The organism is Pontibacter lucknowensis, from assembly GCF_900156415.1.
Classification (GTDB): Bacteria; Bacteroidota; Bacteroidia; order Cytophagales; family Hymenobacteraceae; genus Pontibacter; species Pontibacter lucknowensis.
Map to the genome: position 1 here is coordinate 440,894 of NZ_FTNM01000001.1, position 23,271 is coordinate 464,164.

Sequence of the window (23,271 nt, forward strand, 5' to 3'; positions counted from 1 at the left end):
CGGCTTTTGTACTGTTTAACTCTCTATTTTGTTTAACGGCGCATGCGTTGCAAATATTGCACAAACACATCCTGCAGTTCTTTTGCCTTCTGCTCTTCGCCGATGGCCTGCGCCTCGCCTATAAGCTGCTGCATGATAAACAGGTTCGTCTGTATCTCCATGTCAAACAGAGCACCTTTTTCAAGGTAATAATCCACTGACTCGCGTGAATTTTTGGCCATGTCCTCCCACAGACTCCTTGCACGCTCCTCTTCACCCAGATCGGCCATGATAGAGATAAACTGCGGTGTATAGTAGTCGTAAGGGATTGTGCTTGGCGGCAGCTGCTCGAAGCAGTAGTCCACAATCTCCTTGGCACGGGCATTGTCACCGCTCATCAGATATTCTGCGGCCAGCTTACCGAACTTATCGCGGGCATTGGCTGCGAAGCGGAAGTAATTCTCGTCGTAGAAGATGCTCGGATCGTTGAAGTTGCGGAAGCGGAACTTCTTCATCATGTTCTCATACATGAGCTCCTTGTTCAGGAAGCCCGGCATGTCTTCACTGCTCACTTTAACTGGCACCACGCGGTAAGCGAGACCCTCCAGCTGGAAGTATTCGGAAAGCCCCATGAAGTCAGCGCTGTTCACCGTAGTGGAGAAGTATACAGGGCGGTTCCACTCGTTTGTGGCCAGCAGGTCCAGTATGATCATGTGCTTCTTCTCGAGCAGTGATTTGTTGATGGTCCACTGCATACGGTCCGAGATCTGATCCTGGTAATCGTCTGCCACAAAGCCTGCCTGTGCAACCTTATCGGTATCAACATTCAGGAAGAAGTTTTTAGTAGGGAAGCTCAGCAGCGTACTGCCGCTTCCTGCCTGCACCTGTAGCGCCGGGTGGTTCTGGCGGATCAGGCTCACAAACTGCTTCAGGTCTATACCTGCCGCTACCTGCTGCCGCTCTACGTAAGGCAGGTAGTCGTTCGTTCCCTGGCGGTAGTTTTCGTTCTCAAGTGTCAGCGGCCACGGATCCGACTCGTAAGCCTGGCGCTTCATCTGGTCGATGTACCAGTCGGTGTTAAGGTAGCTGAGTACGGCCACACGCACATCGGTACGGTAACCTTCCACTTCCTGTGCATACCACAGCGGGAAGGTATCGTTGTCGCCGTTAGTAAACAGGATGCCGTTAGGCGCCACTGAATCCAGCAGGTTTTTAGCAGAGTCCACAGAGTGGTAACGGTTAGAGCGGTCATGGTCGTCCCAGCCTTCGGCGGCCAGTATACCTGGCACTGCCAGGCCGATGACGGTGGCAATGGCTCCACTAGTCGTCACATTGCGCAGGCCACGGTTAAGCAGCTCGGCTATACCCAGCACACCCAAGCCGATCCAGATTGAGAAGGCATAGAACGAACCAGCGAAGGTATAGTCACGTTCACGCGGCTCTATTGGCGGCTGGTTCAGGTATAGGGCAATGGCTATACCTGTAAAGAAGAAGAGCAAGCCTACGATAAAGGCATCGCGCTCATTCTTGCGTATCTGGAAGATCAAACCGATGATACCGAAAACAAGTGGCAGCAAATAGAAGGTGTTACGCGCCTTGCTGTTGGCTACCCGGTCAGGCACGCCATCTGTTGGCTTGCCAAACCACAGTACGCCGGCCTGCTGCACATCACTTTCACGCCCTACGAAGTTCCATAGGAAATAGCGCCAGTACATGTGGCCCAACTGGTAGCGCAGCAGGAAGCTCAGGTTCTGGCCAAAGGTCGGCGCCTGCCCCTCCCGAAGGTCTACCCACTTCTTATACTCCTGCAGGTGCTGCGGATTGTCGCTGTAGATACGCGGCAGGAGTGTCTTGTCTTTGCTGTCATATACAGTTTCCAACTTGCGGCCGGTTACCACATATTTGTCTTTGCCCTTCACGTAACGTGGCGCTCCCTCTTCCTGTGAAACCGGCTGCGCATTGTACTGCGGCCCGTAAAGCAACGGACGGTCACCGTACTGCTCACGCTTCAGGTATGATACAAAGCTCAGGATATCCTGCGGGTCGTTTTCGTCGATGGTTGGGTTGTAAGAAGAGCGGATCGGAATCATCATGTATGAAGAGTAACCGATCAGGATGAAAGTGAAGCACAGAATGGCTGTGTTCAGCACCCGAATGTTATGCTTAATAGAGTAGCGTATACCATAGATGATGGCTGCTACCAGCAGGATCACAAAGAAAATGATGCCTGAACCGAAAGGCAGGCCCAGTGAATTTACGAAGAACACCTCTACATTACCGGCCAGCGAAGGCAGGCCAGGTATAATGCCCCACAGAATGGCGATCACGATCACGGCACTGATGAGGAAAGCGATCAGGCCACCCTTCCAGGTCGGTCTGTACAAGCGGAAGTAATAAATAAAAGCCAGCGCAGGTATAGCCACCAGGTTCAGCAAGTGGGCACCAATCGAGAGTCCTATCAGGTAGGCAATCAGGATCAACCACTTGTCTGACAGGGACTCACCCACCTTGGATTCCCAACGCAGCATAGCCCAGAACACAATGGCCGTGAAGAATGACGACATGGCGTATACCTCTGCCTCAACTGCTGAAAACCAGGCTGAATCGGTGAAAGTATAGGCGAGTGCGCCAACGGCACCAGCACCCATGATCAGCACCGTCTGGCCTTTGGTAGGCGTTACTCCCTCCTGCTTCACCAGCAAGCGACGTGACAGGATAGTGATGGACCAGAACAGGAACAGTACTGTGAATGAGCTACTCAGTGCGGATAGCAGGTTTACCCACCAGGCCACCTGTGTTGGGTCACTGGCAAACATGGAGAAGATGCGGCCTACCAGCAGGTAGAAAGGTGCCCCCGGAGGGTGCGGTACTAAGAGTTTGTAAGAACAGGCGATGAATTCGCCCGCATCCCAGAAACTGGCAGTAGGTTCCAGCGTCAATACATAAACGGCTGTCGCGATCAGAAACACGAGCCAGCCAACGAGGTTGTTTATCTTGCGATAATCCGTCATAGCAATTCTAAAATATTCAGCGTCGAAAATACTAAATAAATTGGTGCCTGCGCACCTTTGGCGAGTCAGCAATAAAAAAAAGCCAGTCTCTCAACTGGCTTTTGCTATTATAACGGGTATAGCTCCCTTTTATTTCTGGAGGATCAAACGCTTCGTTTCTACCGTTTTATCGTTCACGAGCAGGCTGTAAAAATAAACACCGGCCGGGTATCCTGTCATATCGAGAATGAACACATTGGAGTGCGTCACCGGCAACTCATGTGTTTCCATTACCTTACCAATCGTATTCGATATCTTCAGCTTATAGTTCTCGGCCATACCTGCCTGCGACAGCGACACACGGGTGATACCACGTGAGGGGTTCGGGTAAGCGTTGATAGAAGGAGTCTGACGCTCCGGCGCTGGCATAAAAGCCATGTAAGAGCTGATCACAAACTGTGAAGAACCAGCATAAGCCGTTTCAGTCAGGAATAATCCCCTGTTCTTGTTTGCAGTATAGTTCTTAACCCACGAAGCAGTCCTGGCATTTTCAGCACGCACATTCGCTTCAGCTTTCTTCTCAGGTATGGCTTTCCAGGCCGAGGCACCCCCGGTATTCACGGGCAACACGCCCGCCTCCTTCAAGCGACCGTCGGCCATTACACTGTATGCTGCTAAATGCGTTACCGCAAAAACAGCCATTATTATCATTTTTGTAAAAGTTCTCATATATCACACCTCGCTTTTCTAAAGGTCCTGGCCACTAGCTGGCAGGATGTCAAAGATATACCAAAATATAGTAAATAGAAAAAATCTAATTAAAAATACAGCATACTATAGAAAAAGCTATACCTCCGTTTTTCTCTGTTTTGGCTCTACACATTCAATATCAAGAACCATGCCTTACCATACTATTTGCACAACCATGACCCTACATCAGGGCCAGGGGTTGCATCCCATCCTGCTACTTAGTTTCCAAACGCCTTGTGTTAGGATGGGCTGAATTGAACAATAAACAATATCTGGCTTCATCATAAACCCCGATAGCGATATTACAATTATGCTATATTAACCAATACATTTCGGTAATGCATTGCTTGATAATTGACGCCTAAATACCAACCTCACAAACTCAAAGTGAATCTATAACGATAAAAGGAATCTGATTGAACAATATGAATATATCTACAAAATGTGCAACTCAGCAACCACCATCCCGTTACATTAAAAACAAACAATATTTTGGACTAATCCCCATGCCCAGCATGGCATTAACTAGCCCTATATTTTTAACAAAAATAGTTTGTGAAGACGCTACATGCGCCTTGGACCTGATTGAACAACTATACCTAACGGCACTGATTTAAAAAATAAAGTCGGTGAGAAATATGGCAGATTAAACTGAAAAAAACATTAAGAAATGGACCACTATTTTTAGTGAATGAGCTCAACCATCTCTGCTCAGATTAGTTAAATAAATATAAGGAAAGCTTAACCGAAGAGAGGACAAGACATGTATGAAAAAGCTACTCCTACTTGTATGCATCCTGTATGGGATAGTCCCACAGACACAAGCCCAGACAGGCACCTATAAAGGCATCGGCACTATCGTGTTTGAGGCTGGTGCACCACTTAGCCTGATCAAGGGCACATCAGAGTCCGCCAATGGCCTGATTGATCTTGAGACAGGCAAATTCAGATTTGACGTTCCCATCACTTCTTTCAGGTTTCTCAACTCCCTTATGCAGGAGCGCTTCAATGACAAGTACATGCAGAGCAGTCGCTACCAGAAAGCTACATTTGTAGGTAGAATTATAGATAAAGGCCCCATTTCAGCCAAGGGGGAGGCTAAAGTAACCGCTACAGGCACTCTGACCATCCACGGTGTTGCAAAGAAGAGAACCATCACCGGCACACTCGTTCAGAGCGGTAACACCTGGCAACTGCTGACCGACTTTCCGGTCAAACTAGCTGACCACCACATACAAGCGCCAAAGCTAAGCTCAGGCTATGGCGCCAGCACCATGAATGTTTCGCTCAAGATGCCCCTCTCGCCCACTACCCCTGATCCGCAGCAGATCGCAGCCGCTAAAAAGCTCAGCATCAAATAATGTAAGCGACTTCTTTGAAACCAAAGTAATGAAGTTCACCGTCGATCTGCAAGGCCAGACGACCATCCTCATCCACGCCCATGATCCGCCCCTGTACCTGCTCAGCACCAATTTGGTAGCCATGCTCCTCCTGATAGCGGTACAAAGCCTGCAGGTACTCATACTTCAACTTGTCTGTTCTTCCACTGCGAAGCTCCAGGTACCGTTTTTCGAGCAGCTCGAGCAGCCTGTTCACCAATCTTTTCACATCAAGTTGCGTACCTACCTCGGCTGCCAGCGAAGTGGCCGTGCTGATTCCGAAATGAAGCTGGTTTACGTTTAAACCAATCCCGACAATACTGTGTTGTATGGATTGACTAGTAACTGTATTTTCAATCAGAATCCCGCCAAGCTTCCTGTCCTCAAAGTAAAGGTCGTTGGGCCACTTGACCCGGGCATGCCCCAGTCCCTGTTCGCGCAACAGGTCAAGCACTGCCAGCGATACAGCCATATTGAGGTAAAACTGGTGCCTGACAGCCAGAAAAACAGGTGACAGAATTACAGAAAGTGTGATATTTTTACCGGGAGCTGCCTCCCAGGTATTGCCCCGCTGACCGCGACCATGCGTCTGCTCGTCAGTAAGCACCACACAGCCCTCTGTGGCTTCATTTTTGAGGAGTAGCTGCTGGGCCTCTGAGTTGGTGGATTTACAAACCGGCAGAAAAAACAGCTGCTGGCCCATAAACAGCGTATTAGGCAACATAGATTAAACAGAATTTAGTACTTTTGTAAATCAAATTTAAGTAGTACAAATGAAAGAAACCAAGGCTGAGGCCAATTCAGACATATTGGCAGAGCTTGTAGTAAAAGGCATGCAGGAAAAGAAAGCAAGCGATATCGTCGTTCTTAACCTGAAGTCACTCAAAAATGCCGTATCTGATTACTTTGTAATCGCATCTGCTTCATCAGACACACAGCTGGACGCGATCGCATCGTCTATCGAAGAAGAAATATACAAAGCAACACGCCAGAACCCGTGGCAAAGTGAGGGGCGCACCAACAAAGAGTGGGTCCTGCTTGACTACGTGGACGTGGTAGTACATGTATTTTTGAAAGACAAACGCGAGTTTTACGCTTTAGAAGAGCTGTGGGGCGACGCAGGCATCCGCCGTATTGAAGATGCCTAAGCTTAGCAGGGGCTCCCTAAAACAAAACCGGGCAGCTCTCTGTATTTCATGTATCCTGAAACAACATATTCATGGCTGAAAAGAATAATAAAGGAAATAACAATAAGAAGAAGAAGCCGATGATACCTCCAACCCCTCCACGGCCTACAATGCAGCTGTGGATGCTGGCGGTACTAATCCTGCTTATTTTCGGACTCACCTGGCTCAACAAGAGCAACGCCTCTGTAGAAACTACGCAGCAGAACTTTGAGGAGATGCTGCTGAGCAACGATGTGAAGAAACTGACCATCGTGAACGGCAAAGTAGTAGAGGTATACCTGAAGGATGATGCCCTTCAGAACGAAAAGTACAGCCGTGAGCTGTCCAGTCGTGGCACCTTAGGCAGTATGGACCAGGGTCCGCATTACCACTTCACCATCATCACAGCAGAGTCTTTCAAGGAAGATTACGAGAAGCTGCAGGCTAACATCCCGCGCGAGAACCGTGTGCCTTATACCATTGAGACACGCACCGGCTTTGCTGACTTCTTCTTCCAATGGGGCTTCCTGATCCTGTTGCTGTTTGGTTTCTGGTTCCTGATGCGCCGTGTAACAGCGGGTGGCGCAGGTGGTCAGATCTTCAACATTGGCAAGTCCAAAGCTGCGCTGTTTGACGCGGAGAACAAGGTAAAGATCACGTTCAAGGACGTGGCTGGCCTGGAAGAGGCAAAAGAAGAGATCCAGGAGATCGTGGAGTTCCTTAAGAATCCAAGCAAGTTCACGATCCTGGGTGGTAAGATCCCGAAAGGTGCTCTACTTGTAGGCCCTCCAGGTACAGGTAAAACATTGCTTGCGAAGGCGGTGGCTGGTGAAGCCGACGTGCCTTTCTTCTCGCTGTCAGGTTCTGACTTTGTGGAGATGTTCGTAGGTGTGGGTGCAGCCCGTGTGCGTGACCTGTTCAAGCAGGCCAAAGCCAAAGCACCTTGTATCATCTTCATTGACGAGATTGACGCGATTGGTCGTCACCGTAGCCGTGGCGCTACACCGGGTGGCAACGACGAACGTGAGAATACACTGAACTCCCTGCTGGTTGAGATGGATGGCTTCGCGACTGACTCAGGTGTAATCATCCTGGCAGCAACCAACCGCCCTGACACCCTGGATTCGGCCCTGCTTCGTCCCGGACGTTTTGACCGTCAGATCAGCATCGACAAGCCGGATATCAACGGCCGTACCGAGATCTTTGACGTGCACTTGAAGCCGCTTACCCTGTCTGCTGATGTAGATGCCCGTAAGCTGGCTGCTCAGACGCCAGGTTTTGCCGGTGCCGAAATTGCCAACGTGTGTAATGAGGCTGCCTTGATCGCTGCCCGTCGCAACAAAAAAGCAGTTGACCAGGCAGATTTCAACGACGCCATTGACCGTGTGATCGGTGGTTTGGAGAAGAAGAACAAAATCATCTCTCCTGAGGAGAAGAAGATTGTTGCCTATCACGAAGCGGGTCACGCGATTGCAGGCTGGTTCCTGGAGCACGCCGATCCGTTGGTAAAAGTGAGTATTGTTCCACGTGGTGTAGCTGCACTGGGTTATGCGCAGTACTTACCAAAAGAGCAATTCTTGTACACGACTGAGCAGCTCATCGACGAGATGTGCATGGCCCTGGGTGGACGTGCCGCGGAAGAGCTGGTATTTGGCAAGATCTCGACAGGGGCTTTAAGTGACCTGGAGCGTATCACCAAGATGGCTTACAGCATCGTGACGATGTATGGCATGAACAGTAAGATCGGTAACGTTTCTTTCTACGATTCGAAGCAGACAGATATGGCCTTCAACAAACCATACTCTGAAGCTACTGCCGAAACCATTGACAACGAAGTACGCAATATCATCGAGTCGGCTTATATCCGCACCAAGCAATTGCTGACGGACAAGGCACGAGAACTGGAGATAGTAGCGCAGGAGCTGTTGCAGAAAGAGATCCTGTTCCAGAGCGATCTGGAGCGACTGGTTGGCAAGCGTCCTTTTGATGCGCTGACTACCTACCAGGCACACACGGCCGGTACCGATCGTAGCAAGACGAAGAGCGAAGTGAACCAGGAGCAGCATCCAATCGAAGTGGGACAGACGGAGCACCCTGAGCAGAACGGACAGGGAAGTGTACCCGGAACCCCGATCCAGAACGATGCTTCTTCTGACCCGAACGACAACATCAATTCCAGAACAGCTTGATAACACAGGCATGTACGAAGCAAAATCGAAAGAAATTGTATTGAGAAGAGTAAGAGAGGCGCTGGCTAAGTCGGCGCCTTTTCTGCCTCCTACCCCAGACTTCAGCTCACCGCTGCACCAGCCACTGGCAGAAGACCACTCCATTGCCTTCGCGCAGGCTTTCATTGTAAACAGTGGCCTTTTTGTATACTGCGAGGACGAGGAGGACTTTTTCGATCAGCTTTTCAATTTGAAAAGAGAACAGCAGATCGAGTACCTGCACGTTTGGGAGCCTAATCTACAGAACATCCTTTACCAGGCAGGTATAGATTTTACTTCGACCGAAGAGGATTTTATACAAAAAGCCCAGGCCAGCCTGACCACCTGTGAGGCATTGATTACCCGCACAGGTAGCATCCTGGTGAGTTCAGGTAATGCCGGTGGCAGACGCCTGAGCATATACCCGGAAACGCACATGGTAGTGGCCAAGGCCAGCCAGCTGGTGCCCGACATAAAAGACGGCCTGCAGCGGGTACGCGACAAGTATAAGGAGAACTTCCCTTCGATGGTATCGCTGGTGAGTGGCCCGAGCCGCACCGCCGATATCGAAAAAACATTGGTAATGGGTGCACACGGCCCAAAACAGCTCGTACTTTTCCTGATAGATGACCTTCCGCATTGACGAACTGGCTCCCGGCCAGAAAGTATATTTCGCCTCTGATTTTCACCTGGGTGTGCCCGACGCCAAGCGTAGTCGCGACCGCGAGAAAAAGATCGTGCGCTGGCTCGACTCTGTAAAGCACGACGCCGCGGCTATCCTGCTACTAGGCGATATATTTGACTTCTGGTTTGAGTACCGCCATGCTATACCGAAGGGTTTTATCAGGCTACAAGGCAAACTGGCCGAACTGACTGATGCAGGTATACCAGTGCTTTTTTTCACGGGGAACCACGACATGTGGATGTTCGACTACTTTCCGGAAGAGCTCAACATTCCCATCATCCGGGAGCCTATTTCAACTAATTTAGGCGGACATAAATTCTACATCGGGCACGGCGACGGACTTGGTCCGGGCGATCATACTTACAAAGTGCTCAAGAAAGTGTTCAATAACAAGGCCTGTCAGTGGATGTTTGCCCGGCTGCATCCCAACGCAGGTATAGGCATCGCCAACATGTGGTCACGCAGGAGTCGCATCAGCAATACCAAGGACGACGAAAAGTTTTTTGGAGAAGATGAATGGCTGGTGCAATACTGCAAAGAAGTCGAAAATAAGCAGCATCACGACTTTTACGTATTCGGTCACCGCCACCTGCCACTCGACATGCCTATCAACGGCGGCAGCAGGTATGTAAACCTGGGAGAATGGGTCAATTTTTGCTCTTACGGCGTATATGACGGCAAAGACCTTAAACTCGAGTATTTTGAAAAATAGGCTATACCTGAGCGCAACGCTATACCTGCTTTTGGCAGTACTGGCTATACCTGTACTGGCACAGCAGCCAGACTCATCCGTTATGCTCAACTTTAGCCACAGCCTTGCCATCTCCTCGCCCGCTACCGTGTCAGTTGACCGCAATGGCAGCGTATACCTGATGGACACCGGCCGCAGCCTGTTCATGCTCGACTCCACCGGCAAGCCGGTCAATACCTTTTCGCCACCGAGCCGCGGACGCATCACCGCTGTGGAAGCCTGGAACCCGATGAAGGTTTTTCTTTTTTACGAAGATCGCCAGGAGCTGATGCTGCTCGACCGCTTTATGCGCCCTATTGCTAACACCCGCCTGACAGACTTAGGCTATATGGGAAATGTGCAGGCAGCCACCCTTACCTCCGATGACAGTTTCTGGCTCTTCAACGAGTCAGACTTTACGCTCAGCAAACTGGACCTGCGCTACCAGAAGCCCATCATCGAAACCCCGCTTGACCTGATCCTGGACAAGGCCCGCTTTGATGTGCGCTTCATCCGGGAGTACCAGAACATGGTATACCTGCTCGACTACAACGGCGGTGTGTATGTGTTCGACAACCTGGGGAATTACAAAAAGAAACTGCCTTTTACGGGTGTTTCCTACATTGCCTTCAAAGGCAACGAGCTATACTTCGTAAAAGACAAGGCTCTGCACTTTTTCGACCTTTACAAAATGCAGGAGCGGATGCTGTCTCTTCCCGAAGGCAAGAATTATCTCTCTGCCTTGATCAGTGACAACACGCTATACCTGTTCACCAAAGAGCAGGCTGATGTGTACCGCATAAGTCGTTAATTGCTCTCAGCAAAGTACTTTAGCCCCACCACACCGGCAACGATCATCAACAGGCACAGAATCCGCATCAGGTCTTTGGGCTCGTTCAGGAAAAACATACCTAAAATGGCCGTTCCTGCCGCACCTATACCTGTCCAGATGGCATAAGCCGTACCGAGCGGCAGCGTTTTCATGGCCTGCGCCAGTAGCACAAAGCTCAGGATCATGACGATGACCGTCACAACGCTCACCATGGGCTTCGTGAAGCCTTCACTATACTTTAAGCCAAAGGCCCATCCAATTTCGCATATACCAGCCAGAATCAGGTAAAACCAAGCAGTACTCATATCGTTTTGTTTTGAAAGGGCTTTGCCCCCCTATCAGTGAAAAATCAGATGCAAATTAGCCAGATTAAAGGGGATAGCCATACCTATTGCAGAGACAGCAGCATCTCGTGCTGTGTAAGGAAGCGCTTGAGATGAATCCGTTCCAAGAAAGCAGCCAGGGTGGAGCAGGATTTGTCTACGTTTAGAAACAAAAGCGCTGGCGCTATAGTCCGCTTCACCGTTTCTCTCACAAGAGCCTTCGCTATTCCTTGATCGCGGTAGCCCTGCTGCACTGCCAGTTGGGCAATAGCACCTGTGCGGGGGAAGAAAGCCACATAACCTATTAGCAGTTCTTCTGAATAAGCTTCTATCACCAGTTTTTCATCAGGACTTCTGCGGAAAGCCTCCATGGTATTTTGCCAGCTTGGTCTGCTTTCATATAGTGCAGTATAGGCTCTCCAGTTTGGCTTCGCTGCTTGTTTTAACTCAACAACAGGCATTGGCTCTTCGCTTGAAAGCAACAACTCACCTACAGGTCTTCGAAAACAGTCCAGCGCACGGGTTACTCCAAAACCAATGGACTGATATACCTTAAAAGCAGCTGTATTCCCGTCAATCACTTCCAGCAGGCACTGCTCTATGCCACTTTCGCGCAGCTTGGGAAATAGAAAATCATAAAGCTGTTTTGTTAGCTGATGCCCCCGGTGCGCAGGTATAACGCCCGTGCCCGCATTGTAGGCGGTTGGTTTGCCCTGCCACTCTCCCAGTCCCGTCAGTATAAAGCCCACCAGTTGTTCACCATAGAAAGCCCCTACGCAGAAGGTTGCTTCTATACCTTCCCGTTTAAACTTCATGACAAACTCTTTGCGTGTTATTTTGATCGGCACAATATAATCGGCAAAGGCCGCCACAAACGTGTCGTACAGCATCGGAATATCCTGCTCACGCAGAAACGAGAAGGTATAGCGATCAAACATCTCCATTTTTTCACCTAAGATACAACTTGCAAGACTATACGGCATACGCATCAGATGGGTAGCTGACTTATACCTGCAAAAACCCACTGCAACAGCTAACCGTTAAACTTGAGTACTGTAAAGTACAAACGGCTACACAACACTTGTAACACATTTACTAAATAAACTATGAAAGCAGCAGTATTCCACAAAATGAAGGACATACAGGTAGAGACCATCGACGATCCGCGACTTGAAGATGCCCGCGACTGTATCCTTCGTGTAACATCCACAGCCATATGCGGCTCCGACCTACACATATACAACGGCATGGTGCCTCAACTCCGCGATATGGTTATGGGGCATGAGTTTATGGGCATTGTAGAAGAAGTCGGAACAGGCGTAAAGAACCTCAAAAAAGGTGATCGCGTGGTCGTGCCATTTCCCATCTCCTGCGGCACCTGCCACTTCTGCAACATGCAGCTGCCCACGCACTGCGAAAACTCCAATCCGGATCATTATGGCCCTGAAGGCGAAATTGTAATGGCCAAAGGCGCCGGTGCAGCTTTGTTTGGCTATACCGATATCTACGGCGGCTATAATGGCGGACAGGCAGAATACGTGCGCGTCCCTTATGCCGACTACGGACCTCGCAAAGTGCCGGACAACCTCACAGACGAGCAGGTGCTTTTCCTGACTGATATTTTTCCGACTGGCTGGGCTGCCATTGACTGGGCACAGTTGAAAGGCGGTGAAACAGTAGCCGTATGGGGATGTGGCCCAGTTGGTATCATGGCCATGAAATCGGCCTGGCTACAGGGCGCTAAACGTGTGATTGGTATCGACATACAGCCATACCGATTGGAAATGGCCCGCAAATCAGCTAATGTAGAAGTGATCAATGCTTCGGAAGTTGATGCGGTGCAGGTGATCCGTGAGATGACCGGTGGCTATGGTGCCGATGTGTGCGTAGATGCGGTAGGTATGGAAGCAGACCGTACCGTACTGGAAAAAGCCATGAACGTAGTCCAAATGGAGAAAGGCACCATGAAGGTGCTCGAAAACTGCATGGACTCTGTGCGACGTGCCGGTACTGTGACGGTGGTTGGTGTATACGGTTCGCCTTATAACAACTTCCCGCTTTACAAATGGTTTGACAAAGGTCTCACTCTACGTGGCGGTCAGGCCTGGGTACACCGTTACATTGACAACCTCATTTCAATAGTACAGGATGGCAAAGTGAAGCTCGACGACATTATCACACATACCGTCCCGCTTGCAGAAGCCTCCCGCATGTACGACATCTTCAACAAAAAAGAAGACAATTGCGTGAAGGTGGTGCTGAAGCCGTAGCAGGGACTAATATAAAAGCAGGAACAGGAAGTTAGCGCCATGCTGGCTTCCTGTTTTTTTTAGCTTATACCTGAGCCAGTTTTTTGTACCTGTAAGCTGCCGCTATACCTGTCACTGCCATTACAGTCGTAACAGCGACCTTTACCATCACGTCTACTTCACGGAGCTGATAGGCCAGCACCAGCAGCACAATGGTAGCCAGCAACCACCAGATAGAATAAAACTTCACTAAAGCCAGTTCCCGGTATGCTCTCAGGTAATATCCTGAGTAGCCCATGTACATCAGCGCTGCAAAGGTCGTGTAAGCTGCCATCTGAAATCCGTAAAGTGGCACCAGGATCAGGTTGAGCACAATATTGCCTATACCTGCCACGGTGGAAATACGCCAGAGCTTAGCCGTTTTTTCGTGGAAAGTAAGCAGGTTAATCGCCGCCATATACATCGGCCGGAAGTTATACCCCATCAGGATCACGATTGCCAAGGGATAAGCCTGTTGCAGCTCTTCGTTGCGGATCAGAAAACCAAAGACTTCCTTCATCCAAAGGCTCCCGACAAATGTGGCTGCGAAAAAGATTAGCTGCAAGGTATAGGTCATGTAACGGGCCTGCAGTGCGGCTTCTATACTTTTCGTCTGCGCATAGAGTTTCATATACAGGGGTGTCGCTGCCTGCACCACTGCAAAACTGGCCGACGAGAAATAGATGCCGAAATTTGAGGCTACGTTGTAAAGACCAATCCGACCGACAGGTACGTTTAACACATCCAGCACCAGGCGGTCAGATGTATCAAGCATAAAAAAGGAAAAGCCATGCGGCACGGCCGGTAGTGACACCTTGAGACTGTGCTTGATCCGGTACCACTTAAAGTTGAAGATTGGCCAAAGGCCCTGCTTCGCGATAACATAAACACTCACCACAAAACCGACTACAGAGGACAGCAAACTGGCATAAAACCAGCCCATGTACCCCATTTTGAGGCCTGCGATAAAGTAAATAGTCAGGATAACGTTCACTCCTCCCATCAGGAAAGAGCGCAGTGCAATAGGCAATGGACGCTGCGAGTGAAGGCAGTACATGCCCCCAAACAAATCGGTCACTACAAAAAAGAGCAGAGGGGCCCCGGTAAGCAGGGTGATCAGCAACCGGTTGTCCTGCGCATCGGCAGGTACCGCCATGTAGATTATCCCCATACAAAGCAGCCCGTACAGGAGTGACCAATATGTCAGAAAACCATAGAGCTGGCGCCAGATCCATTGGAATCGAGTGGGGTGACGCGCAAAGCTACTGTCCATGACCACGGTAAATCCCAGTGACATCATGACCAGAAGAGCACTGTAGTAAGCTGTTATCACCCCCGCCACACCATAATCGGTTGGTGTCAGGTACTGCGTGATCAGTGGCAGGGCCAGCACGCCTGCCAGTCGGGGCAGTTGGGCAGACAGGCCGTAGATCGCAGCATGTGACAGGAGTTTGCGTAGCATTCCCTAAAATTAGGGTATAAATTGTACACAGCCGCAATGGGTATTCGCATTTTCAGAAATAGGCAACTCCAGATCAAAATTTCGCGGTAAAAGCACTAAATTGTGCTCTGCACTGTTTCAGTGCGCAGGTACAATTACCGCTAATTGAGCATAAGCTCAAAAAATTAGTATATTTGTTAATTCAGACAATAAGAAAACAAGAAGCCTCACGGCTATATAGGAGATATAAATAGTGGGATGTAGTTCATGTTCTAGTGGCGGATGCGGCACCAGCGAAAAACCGGGTGGCTGCAAAAGCAACGGCGGCTGTAGCACTGGAGGCTGCAACCGTTTAAATGTGTTCGACTGGCTCAGCGATATGGAAATTCCAACCGCGTTTGAGGAGTTCGACATCGTAGAAATAAGATTCAAGGGAGGACGCAAAGATTTCTTCCGCAATATAAACAGACTCGACCTGACAACCGGAGACCCGGTAGTAGTAGACGTGCCCAACGGGCATCACATCGGCACTGTGTCGCTGAAAGGTGAACTTGTGCGCCTGCAGATGCTCAAAAAGAAGGTAGATAACAACGAGGAAATCCGTACTATCTACCGCATTGCCAATGAGCGCGACCTGGAAAAGCTACGCGAAGTGCAGGAGCAGGAGGCAGCCACTATGTACCGCTCCCGCGAGATCATCCAGCAGACAGGCCTCAAGATGAAGCTTTCGGATGTGGAGTATCAGGCCGACCGCTCTAAAGCGACGTTCTACTACTCTGCCGATGACCGCGTTGACTTCCGTGACCTGATCAAGAAGCTGGCTGAGGAATTTAAGGTGCGCATCGAGATGCGCCAGATCAGTCTGCGTCACGAGGCAGGCCGCCTGGGAGGTATAGGCTCATGCGGACGCGAATTGTGCTGCTCGACCTGGCTTACCGATTTCAAAAGTGTATCCACCACAGCGGCCCGTTACCAGAACCTTTCGCTCAACCCAAGCAAGCTCTCTGGTCAGTGCGGGCGCCTGAAGTGCTGCCTCAACTACGAGCTGGAAACGTACATGGCGGCGCTTAAGGATATACCTACCGTATCGCGTCCGTTGCAGACCAAGCAAGGCGATGCCATGCTGCAGAAAACCGATATCTTCAAAAAGATGATGTGGTTTGGCTACAGAGGCGACAACAATTGGTACCCGGTACCGGTGGAGCGTGTGCAGGAAATACTGAAGATGAACAGCCAGGGTATAGTGCCTGAAATGCTGGTAGAGGAGCCTGTAAACGAGCCGAAGCAGAATGAGTTTGTGGCCCAAGTAGAAGGCAGCCTTGAGCGACTCGACGATAAGTTTAAGAATAAGAAAAAGAAGAAAAAGAAGAAAAAACCTGCCGCTGAAGGTGCAGAGGTCAAACAAGGCCAGCCACGTAATCAGGGTGACGCACGTGAACCTAAAGAGCAGCGTACCCCACGTGAGGATAAAGGACAGCGCGAAGGCAAAGGCCCTCGTGAAGGCCGTGGCCGTGACAGAGGTCCACGTGAGGCCAAGGTGGCTGACCAGCAGGCTAAAGCTACTACAGCTCCTCAAACAGGAGTCACCGAAGCACAGCCATCTGAACAGGGACAGCGGCCTAAAAAGCAGCGCCCGCCACGCAACCGTGGCAATCGCGAAGGACGTGAAAACAGGGAGGAAAGACAGCCAAGAGGAGACGAAAAGCAGCCTCGTGAGCCCAAAGCCGCCCGGGATGGTGGAGAGCCCAGACAACCGCGTGGCGAAGGCAGACCGGATGGCCAGCCGCCTCAGGGCGATGGCGCATCACAGCAGCCCAGACGTCAGAAATCACGCAGACCAAACCGTGGTCCAAAACCAAACCAACCAAAAACACCTTCGTCTGATGCGTAACATCATGCTAATGCTGGCAGTAGCAATCACCTTTCTACTGACAGCTTGCGACCCCTCACGGGTATATGAGCAGAATATAGAACTGCCTGATAAAAACTGGACAGTGGACAATGCGCCGGTTTTCGAGTTTGCCATTAATGACACGACCAAAAGGTATAACGTGTACTTTAATGTGCGCTACTCACTGGCTTATGACTACTATAACCTATACCTACAGCACCGCCTGACGGCGCCTGATAGCAGTGAGGTATCGGCAGCGCTGCACGAGCTGCATCTGATGGATGCCAAAACAGGCAAACCTGAAGGAAAAGGTTCGAGCGACATCTACGATATGCAGTCACTTGTGCTAAAGGAGGTTGCCTTCCCACAGGTAGGTACCTACCGCCTGCAGCTGACGCAATACATGCGTCGTGATCCGCTTCCTAACATACTGGCAGTGGGCGTGCGTGTAGAAGAAGTTGCCAATTAGAAACAGGTATGTTTTCTGTAAAAGGGCCGAGGCTAATTTATAGCTTCGGCCCTTTTCTTTTGCACCGGTTAGCTCCCTATACTTTACAGCGATTACTTTATATCCTAGTAAGAAACCGAAGGTACTTACAACAAAACATTACAGTTGAAAGTATGCAGTATATCTTACTGTACCACCCCTATTAGCTTGCACTTATATGAAGCTCACCCTCCAAATAGCCGGATTCGTTCTGACGCTATTTTCTTTTCTGCCGCTCATTAAGTCCCCCTTGTGGTGGATTAGAGTGCTTGATTTTCCGCGCTTTCACGTGGCCATACTGCTGACAGGTGTGCTAGTGGGCTACATCGCACTGTATGGTGTGACAGGTAGCGCCGGTGAGACTGCTATGCTCGTGCTATGGGGCCTGGCTATTATCAACGAGATGCGCTTTGTCTATTACTTTACGCCACTCGCTCCCAGAGAAGCACTGCGCACGGAAGTGCAAAAGCCCGCCAACACTATTAGCCTGATGATTTCGAATGTGCGCATGACCAATAAAAAGTATGAGCAGTTCTTGCAGCTCGTACTGCGGACCGACCCTGACATTGTGCTGATCAACGAACCGAACCACGCCTGGCATGAACACCTTCAGCCTGAGTTAGACAAGCGATTCCCCTATGCGATCAAAAAGCCACTGGAGAATACCTACGGCATGCTGCTCTACAGCAAGTTCAAGCTGCTGGATAGTGAGATCCGCTTCATGGTGGAAGACGATATTCCTTCTTTCTATACAGTCGTGGAACTGCCGAGCGGTCTGAAGTTCGACTTATACACGGTGCATCCTCAGCCGCCGCGGCTTATGCAAAACACCGATACCCGGGAAGCAGAACTCCTGATTGCTGCCAAGGCTGTTAAGAAATCACCGCGTCCTTCTATTGTAGCCGGTGATCTGAATGATGTGGCCTGGTCAAGCACCACCAAGCTGTTCAAGCAGATCAGCGGCATGCTGGACCCCCGGGTCGGCCGTGGCTTTTATAACACGTACAATGCTTACGTACCACTATTCCGCTACCCCCTGGACCATGTCTTTTATGATCCCTCGTTCCGGCTCGTGCATATGGAGCGCCTGCCAAAGTTCGGCTCCGATCACTTCCCCATTCTGATCACGCTAAACTATGAACCGAAACATGAAGAGGAACAGCAGCCTCCCAAAGCAGATGCCGAAGACCATGAAGAGGCTAACGAATTGATACAGGAAGGCCTGGAAAAAGGTGAGGAGCGCAGCGAGGAAAAAGAAGCCGAAAACGGGATAAAATAAAAAACCCGCTCAGTAAACTGAGCGGGTCAAAATAGATGAATGCCCTGCCTAAAGGGCTATATGATCTTTAACTTAGATACGCTCTACGTTAATTGCATTCAATCCTTTTTTGCCATCTTTCACTTCGAAAGAAACACGGTCGTTCTCACGGATTTCGTGAACAAGACCAGTCTGGTGAACGAAGATGTCTTGGTTTGTATCGTCAGCAATGATGAATCCGAAGCCTTTCGATACGTTGTAGAATTTTACTTTACCTGTTTGCATGATAAATAATTGTTAATAATGGAAGCAAAGGTAAAAAATAAGTTCTTATAAATAACCAAATTCAGAAAAATATAATAAGCCAATCTGAATCAGAAACATAGCTGATCTTCCTGGTCCCACATGCCCCATCGGCGCATGTGCATGCGGTGAGTCTTTTCGGATACTCTCTGCTATCATGCCCAATAACCCTCCTACACGAGGTTCGTATAGCTAAAACGTTCAGTTACACTAAGTAAAAAGGTCTAATTACCATTTTTTTGCTTCACACTGAACAAGCGAATTGCCACTTCCCTGACACCTGGTGCCAGGCTGTGGCAATGAGATGTACTAATGGGTTTTTACCATTCCAAATTAATCTATAACTATAAACTGAGGAGATCAGAACTATGAAAGAAAACGAAAAAAATCAATCATCCAGCCAGTCTGGAAGCATGTCGAGTGGCATGTCATCGGGTAGCTCCAGCCAAAGCGGCTCCAATATGGGATCATCAAACCAAGGAAGTTCCGGCACAAGCGCATCATCCTCTTCAGGCTCTAATCCTACTTCCAAGAGCAGCAGCAGCAAGTCGTCCTCTTCTGAAAGCAAGACAGCATCAGGCACCAAAGCCAAGTCAGGCTCTAAAACTTCTGCCAAGTCTTCCGATTCTAAATCAGCTAAATCTTCTACTTCTAAAAGCGGCAAAAGCAGCGACTCAGGTAGCAGCAGCTCAATGGGCAGTAGCTCATCTATGGGTAGCAGCGACCAGAACTATGGCAGTCTGAGTGGTTCGCAGCAAAGCAACCAGGGCTCAGGCAGCATGGGTGGTCAGCAAGGCGGCATGGGCGGCTATGGTTCGCAGCAGGGAGGTCAGAGCTCCGGCGACCAGCAGGGCTACGGCTCACAAGGTGGCTATGGCTATGGCTCGCAGCACAGTGGCGGCTATGGCGGCCAGAGTGGCTACGGCTATCAGGGCGACTACGGCTCATCACAGCAAGGCGGTGGCATGCAGCGCGGCTACGGCGACAGCAGCGGCTATGGTTCTATGAACCGTGGTGGTTCCGGCGGCGGCGGCATGAGCGGTGGCTACGGCTCTTCCTCTCAGTCTGACTGGGGTTCACAAGGTGGCTTCAACTATGGCAACCAAGGTGGTATGGAAGGCAATCGCGCCCGCTACCAGGACCAGGATTTTGGTGCATCGAGAGGAGGTATGCAAGGTGGCATGCAGGACAGAGAAGGTGATAACATCGGTGGCCAGAGCTTCGGTGGTTCACAAGGCTCTTTCGGTATGCAGGGCAGCGGCTCTAACCAGGGTGGCTATGGCAGCTACGACAGCGGCCGAGGTGGATATGAGCAGGGCGGTGGCTATCGCAGCAGCAACCAGGGCAGTAGCTATGGTGGCTCATCTCAAGGTGGTTACGGCGGCTCATCTCAGAGCGGCTATGGTGGTAGCATGAGTGGCCAGGAAGGCTACGGTTCCAGCATGACAGGCTCCGGATCATCCAGAACAAATATGCACGGCGGCTATGGCAGCCAGGGCAGTTACCAGCAAGGTTACGGCCAGGGTGACTACGGTCAGCGTGGCTCACAGGGCAACTATGGTTCGTCTCAGGGTAGCGGCATGCAGCGCGGTTACGGCGACAGCAGCGGCTACAGTTCTTCATCTCAAGGAGATTACGGTTCTATGAGCAGCCGCGGTGGCTCTCAGGGCGGTTACGGCAGCTCACAAGGCGGTTACGGCTCCAGCGGCAGCATGGGCTCAGGCATGAGCGGCGGCTATGGCGGCTCGTCCAGAGGCGGCGGCTCTATGGGTGGCTCCCAGGGTGGCGGCTACGGTGATCGCGACCGACATGGTTCTATGGGTTACGGCTCTTCCAGAGGCATGAGTGAGTATGACAGAGATGACTATGGTTCGCAGAGAGGGTACGACTCCCAAAGCTCTATGCAGGGTGGTTATGGATCACAAGGCGGCTACGGATCTCGTGGCGGCTCCTATAATGACGAGTATCGTTCATCTCAGGACCGCAGCAGAAGCGGTCGTTCTTATGACGACAACTCTGGATCGCAAGGCGGTTACGGCGGCTCTTCCCGCTACGGTTCACAAGGTGCCGATTACGGCTCTATGAGCGGACGCGGCGGCTCACAAGGCGGTTATGGCTCTTCTTCGCAGGGCGGCTATGGCAGCTCGCGAAGCGGCATGGGCTCAGGTATGAGCAGCGGCGGCTACGGCAGTTCGTCTGGCGGTGGTGGCTCTATGGGCGGCTCTTCCAGAGGCGGCGGTATGAGTGGCTATGGCCAGAGTGGTTACCGTGAAGGTGGTTATGGCCAGGGCGGACGCGGCGGCAATCAGAGCCGTTATGGTTCTATGGACAGCGGCACGTCCTACTACAGCGATAACCAGGGTTCATCTTCCCGCGAAAACTATCGCAGCGGCATGGGTGACCAGGATTACTCACAGCGCGGACGTTCCGGCTACGGCGACGACAGCGGCTTCGAAACAAGAAGAAGCGACCGCTACCGTGACCTGGACTAACCAGCAATAAGCTAAAGCAAGAGCGCCTTCCCTGAGTCAGGGAAGGCGCTCTTTTTTTGTCGTACTCCAGCTCCATACATGCTGGATTATGCAGACTACTTTATACCAGTTCCATCAAAAGCACTCCTGGTAATCCTGTGCGAACTGACGGAAGCTGTGAGGAGGCCGACCTGTAATTTCCTGTACTGTGTTGCTTACCTTAGCTGATTTACCCGCCTTATAGGCTGCGTATAGCTCCAGCAAAGCATCGGTAATGAGGCAGGTGTACGATGCGACTTAATGGCTTCGCGGGCTGCTTCTTCCGGCACATCCACAAAGTCTACCTTCTTACCTGTTGCCTCGCCCAGCAAGGTAGCCATTTCATGATGCGAAAGTGCCTCTGGTCCGGTGAGTTCGTATACCTTTCCCATGTGTTCTTCTGACAGCAGCACCTCTACAACTACCGCCGCTATGTCGCGGGTATCGATGTAGCTGACCTTTCCCTCCCCTACTGGCATGTAAAATTTACCTTCCCCTTTTATTGAATCAGCACTGTAGTTCACCAGGTTTTGCATAAAGCCAGCTGGCCGAAGTATTGTATAGGGGATGCCACTCTCCTCTACATAAGTTTCCATCTCACGGTGCCAGCGGCCAAGCTGTATACCCGGTTCAGCTCCGGCTCCCAGAGCTGAAAGTTTTACAATATGTTTTACATCCTGCCGCTTGGCCTCTTCTACTAGGTTACGAGCCATCTCCAACTGGTCTTCAGAAAGTGGCGTGATGAGCACGAGCCCATCTACATGCGTAAAAGCTGCGTGCAGGGAATTCGGGTCCCGGAAGTCGATCTCCACAATCTCCACACCTGGCAACCGCTTCAGGTTTTCGCCTTTGATAACGGAGTGCACACCTGCCCGTACCTTCACATCCTGCATGGCCAGTTGTTTTATAACTTCACGGCCTACTGTACCTGTAGCGCCAGTTACCAATATCGTTTGTCGCATAGTCTTATCTGTTAAGGGGTATGTTAGCTATACGTGCCAAGGCCTTCTGCCGTGTCATTATACAGCTTTACTTATAAACTGATCATGTTGGTGATAGGTTAAAGGGGATGATGAAAATCAGTGCTTCGGCTCAAAGCTGACGAGGTATAGCTTTCCATTTTCGTTGCTAATGAGCAACTCGGTAGGCGACAGGTATAGCAAGGCCTCGGCCTGACCTGTGCGGCCTAGTGGCAGGCAGTAGCGCTTGCCCGCAAATTGTACCTGCTCATCTTGGGGTTCAAACAGGTATAGCCGTCCATACCCGAGCAAGGCAAAATCTTTTCCATTCGGAGCGCTGTCAGCAGCCGTGATCGCAGAACTGACACGAATTTTTTCCTGTGGCTCCAGGGTATAGGTGCCGCCCAAAGCGGGCAGGGTATAGCGATGGGTGATGCCTTTGCGGGCGCGGCTCTTGGTGAAAAGGTGTAAACTGTCAGCACGATAAAAGAAGGCCTCCAGATCGAAGTGGCGCTGCTGTGTAGGCGGGGGAAATTCCTGCTGATCAGCAAAGATGAAATAAATAGTGTCCTGCACGGCCATTCCCTCCTGCTGCACCCTGAACACTCGCAGATCGCGGCGGGCATTGGCATTGTTGCCAAAGTCACCGATATACAAGTTTCCCTTCCGGTCCTGCGCCAGTTCCTCCCAGTCCCGGTTAGGAAGTGGCAATGGCACCGTTCGCAGCAGCTCCCCTTTTAGGTTAAACAGGTATAGCTCAGCCGGAGAACCACTGTCAGGGTGCGTCCAGAGGGTGCTGTCTGATGCATGTGCAAACCCTGAGCTCTCTTTTATGCGGCTATCTAAGCGACCGATTCGCTGCACCTTCACCTTGTAATCTTTCCGCAATCGCTCAAAGTCGCTGTTACGCCTGTCCGCTCCGCAGCCGCACAAAGCCGTTTGCAGGTATACATACAGGGTGAAAAGTTTGATGAGCATTTATGGGATAGGTAAATTGCTAAATTGTTGATGGCTGGGTGAATGATTCGGACGGGATGTTCCGCCTGGCATCCCAGCATGATATTACAGTGTAGTGTCGCTACATGATAACTCT

General features: G+C 50.7%; 20 protein-coding genes. 11 read left to right on the top strand and 9 right to left on the bottom strand.

What is annotated here, in order from left to right; genetic code table 11:
* Positions 1–32: 32 nt before the first annotated feature.
* Complete coding sequence (locus tag BW972_RS01895) at positions 33–2,990, bottom strand: glycosyltransferase family 117 protein (protein WP_076420720.1); 2,958 nt, start codon at positions 2,988–2,990, stop codon at positions 33–35.
* Positions 2,991–3,119: 129 nt separating this feature from the next.
* Positions 3,120–3,671, bottom strand: coding sequence for a T9SS type A sorting domain-containing protein (locus BW972_RS01900; protein WP_234986264.1), 552 nt, complete (start codon positions 3,669–3,671; stop codon positions 3,120–3,122).
* Between the two features lie 815 nt (positions 3,672–4,486).
* Here BW972_RS01900 and BW972_RS01905 point away from each other — a divergent pair.
* Entirely contained in the window at positions 4,487–5,080 is a 594-nt protein-coding gene (locus tag BW972_RS01905; protein ID WP_076420724.1) for a YceI family protein, read from the top strand.
* On the opposite strand, the gene BW972_RS01910 is transcribed toward BW972_RS01905, so the two are convergent.
* Entirely contained in the window at positions 5,073–5,822 is a 750-nt protein-coding gene (locus tag BW972_RS01910; RefSeq protein WP_076420726.1) for a biotin--[acetyl-CoA-carboxylase] ligase, read from the bottom strand. The two genes, BW972_RS01905 and BW972_RS01910, sit on opposite strands and share 8 nt — an antisense overlap.
* Positions 5,823–5,871: 49 nt before the next feature.
* On the opposite strand from BW972_RS01910, the gene rsfS reads away from it, so the two are divergent.
* From rsfS to BW972_RS01935, 5 genes are all read left to right on the top strand, one after another.
* Positions 5,872–6,246 carry a ribosome silencing factor gene (gene rsfS, locus BW972_RS01915; protein ID WP_076420729.1) on the top strand — a complete coding sequence of 125 codons (375 nt, stop codon included), beginning with the start codon at positions 5,872–5,874 and terminating at the stop codon, positions 6,244–6,246.
* 71 nt (positions 6,247–6,317) lie between these two features.
* Positions 6,318–8,453, top strand: coding sequence for an ATP-dependent zinc metalloprotease FtsH (ftsH, locus tag BW972_RS01920; RefSeq protein WP_007654379.1), 2,136 nt, complete (start codon positions 6,318–6,320; stop codon positions 8,451–8,453).
* Between the two features lie 10 nt (positions 8,454–8,463).
* Positions 8,464–9,114 carry a LutC/YkgG family protein gene (locus BW972_RS01925; RefSeq protein ID WP_076420731.1) on the top strand — a complete coding sequence of 217 codons (651 nt, stop codon included), beginning with the start codon at positions 8,464–8,466 and terminating at the stop codon, positions 9,112–9,114.
* Positions 9,098–9,868, top strand: coding sequence for a UDP-2,3-diacylglucosamine diphosphatase (locus tag BW972_RS01930; protein WP_076420733.1), 771 nt, complete (start codon positions 9,098–9,100; stop codon positions 9,866–9,868). Before BW972_RS01925 ends, BW972_RS01930 begins: the two co-directional genes overlap by 17 nt.
* A complete protein-coding gene (locus BW972_RS01935; RefSeq protein ID WP_007654385.1) occupies positions 9,858–10,697 on the top strand; it encodes a hypothetical protein in 840 nt (279 codons plus the stop codon). The genes BW972_RS01930 and BW972_RS01935 overlap by 11 nt, the downstream gene beginning before the upstream one ends.
* On the opposite strand, the gene BW972_RS01940 is transcribed toward BW972_RS01935, so the two are convergent.
* Complete coding sequence (locus BW972_RS01940; RefSeq protein ID WP_007654386.1) at positions 10,694–11,023, bottom strand: DMT family transporter; 330 nt, start codon at positions 11,021–11,023, stop codon at positions 10,694–10,696. The two genes, BW972_RS01935 and BW972_RS01940, sit on opposite strands and share 4 nt — an antisense overlap.
* Before the next feature lie 83 nt (positions 11,024–11,106).
* The gene (locus tag BW972_RS01945; RefSeq protein ID WP_234986265.1) at positions 11,107–11,985 is read right to left on the bottom strand and encodes a GNAT family N-acetyltransferase; all 879 of its coding nucleotides are present in this window, start codon (positions 11,983–11,985) and stop codon (positions 11,107–11,109) included.
* Between the two features lie 162 nt (positions 11,986–12,147).
* Between BW972_RS01945 and BW972_RS01950 the strand changes: the two genes are divergently transcribed.
* A complete protein-coding gene (locus BW972_RS01950; protein ID WP_076420735.1) occupies positions 12,148–13,311 on the top strand; it encodes a zinc-dependent alcohol dehydrogenase in 1,164 nt (387 codons plus the stop codon).
* 64 nt (positions 13,312–13,375) lie between these two features.
* On the opposite strand, the gene BW972_RS01955 is transcribed toward BW972_RS01950, so the two are convergent.
* Positions 13,376–14,791 (bottom strand): lipopolysaccharide biosynthesis protein, encoded by a 1,416-nt coding sequence (locus tag BW972_RS01955; RefSeq protein ID WP_076420738.1) that lies wholly within the window; start codon positions 14,789–14,791, stop codon positions 13,376–13,378.
* Between the two features lie 358 nt (positions 14,792–15,149).
* Here BW972_RS01955 and ricT point away from each other — a divergent pair, with 358 nt between their 5' ends.
* The 3 genes from ricT (at position 15,150) to BW972_RS01970 (ending at position 18,427) form a co-directional block, all read left to right on the top strand.
* Positions 15,150–16,661 (top strand): regulatory iron-sulfur-containing complex subunit RicT, encoded by a 1,512-nt coding sequence (gene ricT / locus BW972_RS01960; protein WP_234986266.1) that lies wholly within the window; start codon positions 15,150–15,152, stop codon positions 16,659–16,661.
* Positions 16,654–17,130: a gliding motility lipoprotein GldH gene (locus BW972_RS01965; protein ID WP_007654401.1), complete on the top strand. Its 477-nt coding sequence runs from the start codon at positions 16,654–16,656 to the stop codon at positions 17,128–17,130. Before ricT ends, BW972_RS01965 begins: the two co-directional genes overlap by 8 nt.
* 196 nt (positions 17,131–17,326) lie before the next feature.
* On the top strand, positions 17,327–18,427 hold the full coding sequence (locus BW972_RS01970; protein ID WP_076420742.1) for an endonuclease/exonuclease/phosphatase family protein: 1,101 nt from the start codon (positions 17,327–17,329) through the stop codon (positions 18,425–18,427).
* 72 nt (positions 18,428–18,499) lie between these two features.
* On the opposite strand, the gene BW972_RS01975 is transcribed toward BW972_RS01970, so the two are convergent.
* Positions 18,500–18,691, bottom strand: coding sequence for a cold-shock protein (locus tag BW972_RS01975; RefSeq protein WP_007654403.1), 192 nt, complete (start codon positions 18,689–18,691; stop codon positions 18,500–18,502).
* A 386-nt stretch (positions 18,692–19,077) separates the two neighbouring features.
* On the opposite strand from BW972_RS01975, the gene BW972_RS01985 reads away from it, so the two are divergent.
* The gene (locus BW972_RS01985) at positions 19,078–21,201 is read left to right on the top strand and encodes a hypothetical protein (protein ID WP_234986267.1); all 2,124 of its coding nucleotides are present in this window, start codon (positions 19,078–19,080) and stop codon (positions 21,199–21,201) included.
* 194 nt (positions 21,202–21,395) lie between these two features.
* Here the strand turns inward: BW972_RS01985 and BW972_RS01990 are convergent, their stop codons facing one another.
* A complete protein-coding gene (locus BW972_RS01990) occupies positions 21,396–22,181 on the bottom strand; it encodes an SDR family oxidoreductase (protein ID WP_234986268.1) in 786 nt (261 codons plus the stop codon).
* A gap of 117 nt (positions 22,182–22,298) precedes the next feature.
* Positions 22,299–23,156, bottom strand: a complete 858-nt coding sequence (locus tag BW972_RS01995; protein ID WP_076420744.1) for a hypothetical protein — start codon at positions 23,154–23,156, stop codon at positions 22,299–22,301.
* Positions 23,157–23,271 lie beyond the last annotated feature (115 nt).

Bases quoted from the DNA above. Each gene is read 5' to 3' on its own strand.
- BW972_RS01895 (WP_076420720.1), bottom strand. From the start codon at position 2,990: ATGACGGATTATCGCAAGATAAACAACCTCGTTGGCTGGCTCGTGTTT.
- BW972_RS01900 (WP_234986264.1), bottom strand. From the start codon at position 3,671: ATGGCTGTTTTTGCGGTAACGCATTTAGCAGCATACAGTGTAATGGCC.
- BW972_RS01905 (WP_076420724.1), top strand. From the start codon at position 4,487: ATGAAAAAGCTACTCCTACTTGTATGCATCCTGTATGGGATAGTCCCA.
- BW972_RS01910 (WP_076420726.1), bottom strand. From the start codon at position 5,822: ATGTTGCCTAATACGCTGTTTATGGGCCAGCAGCTGTTTTTTCTGCCG.
- rsfS (WP_076420729.1), top strand. From the start codon at position 5,872: ATGAAAGAAACCAAGGCTGAGGCCAATTCAGACATATTGGCAGAGCTT.
- ftsH (WP_007654379.1), top strand. From the start codon at position 6,318: ATGGCTGAAAAGAATAATAAAGGAAATAACAATAAGAAGAAGAAGCCG.
- BW972_RS01925 (WP_076420731.1), top strand. From the start codon at position 8,464: ATGTACGAAGCAAAATCGAAAGAAATTGTATTGAGAAGAGTAAGAGAG.
- BW972_RS01930 (WP_076420733.1), top strand. From the start codon at position 9,098: ATGACCTTCCGCATTGACGAACTGGCTCCCGGCCAGAAAGTATATTTC.
- BW972_RS01940 (WP_007654386.1), bottom strand. From the start codon at position 11,023: ATGAGTACTGCTTGGTTTTACCTGATTCTGGCTGGTATATGCGAAATT.
- BW972_RS01945 (WP_234986265.1), bottom strand. From the start codon at position 11,985: ATGGAGATGTTTGATCGCTATACCTTCTCGTTTCTGCGTGAGCAGGAT.
- BW972_RS01950 (WP_076420735.1), top strand. From the start codon at position 12,148: ATGAAAGCAGCAGTATTCCACAAAATGAAGGACATACAGGTAGAGACC.
- BW972_RS01955 (WP_076420738.1), bottom strand. From the start codon at position 14,791: ATGCTACGCAAACTCCTGTCACATGCTGCGATCTACGGCCTGTCTGCC.
- ricT (WP_234986266.1), top strand. From the start codon at position 15,150: ATGGAAATTCCAACCGCGTTTGAGGAGTTCGACATCGTAGAAATAAGA.
- BW972_RS01965 (WP_007654401.1), top strand. From the start codon at position 16,654: ATGCGTAACATCATGCTAATGCTGGCAGTAGCAATCACCTTTCTACTG.
- BW972_RS01970 (WP_076420742.1), top strand. From the start codon at position 17,327: ATGAAGCTCACCCTCCAAATAGCCGGATTCGTTCTGACGCTATTTTCT.
- BW972_RS01975 (WP_007654403.1), bottom strand. From the start codon at position 18,691: ATGCAAACAGGTAAAGTAAAATTCTACAACGTATCGAAAGGCTTCGGA.
- BW972_RS01985 (WP_234986267.1), top strand. From the start codon at position 19,078: ATGAAAGAAAACGAAAAAAATCAATCATCCAGCCAGTCTGGAAGCATG.
- BW972_RS01990 (WP_234986268.1), bottom strand. From the start codon at position 22,181: ATGCGACAAACGATATTGGTAACTGGCGCTACAGGTACAGTAGGCCGT.
- BW972_RS01995 (WP_076420744.1), bottom strand. From the start codon at position 23,156: ATGCTCATCAAACTTTTCACCCTGTATGTATACCTGCAAACGGCTTTG.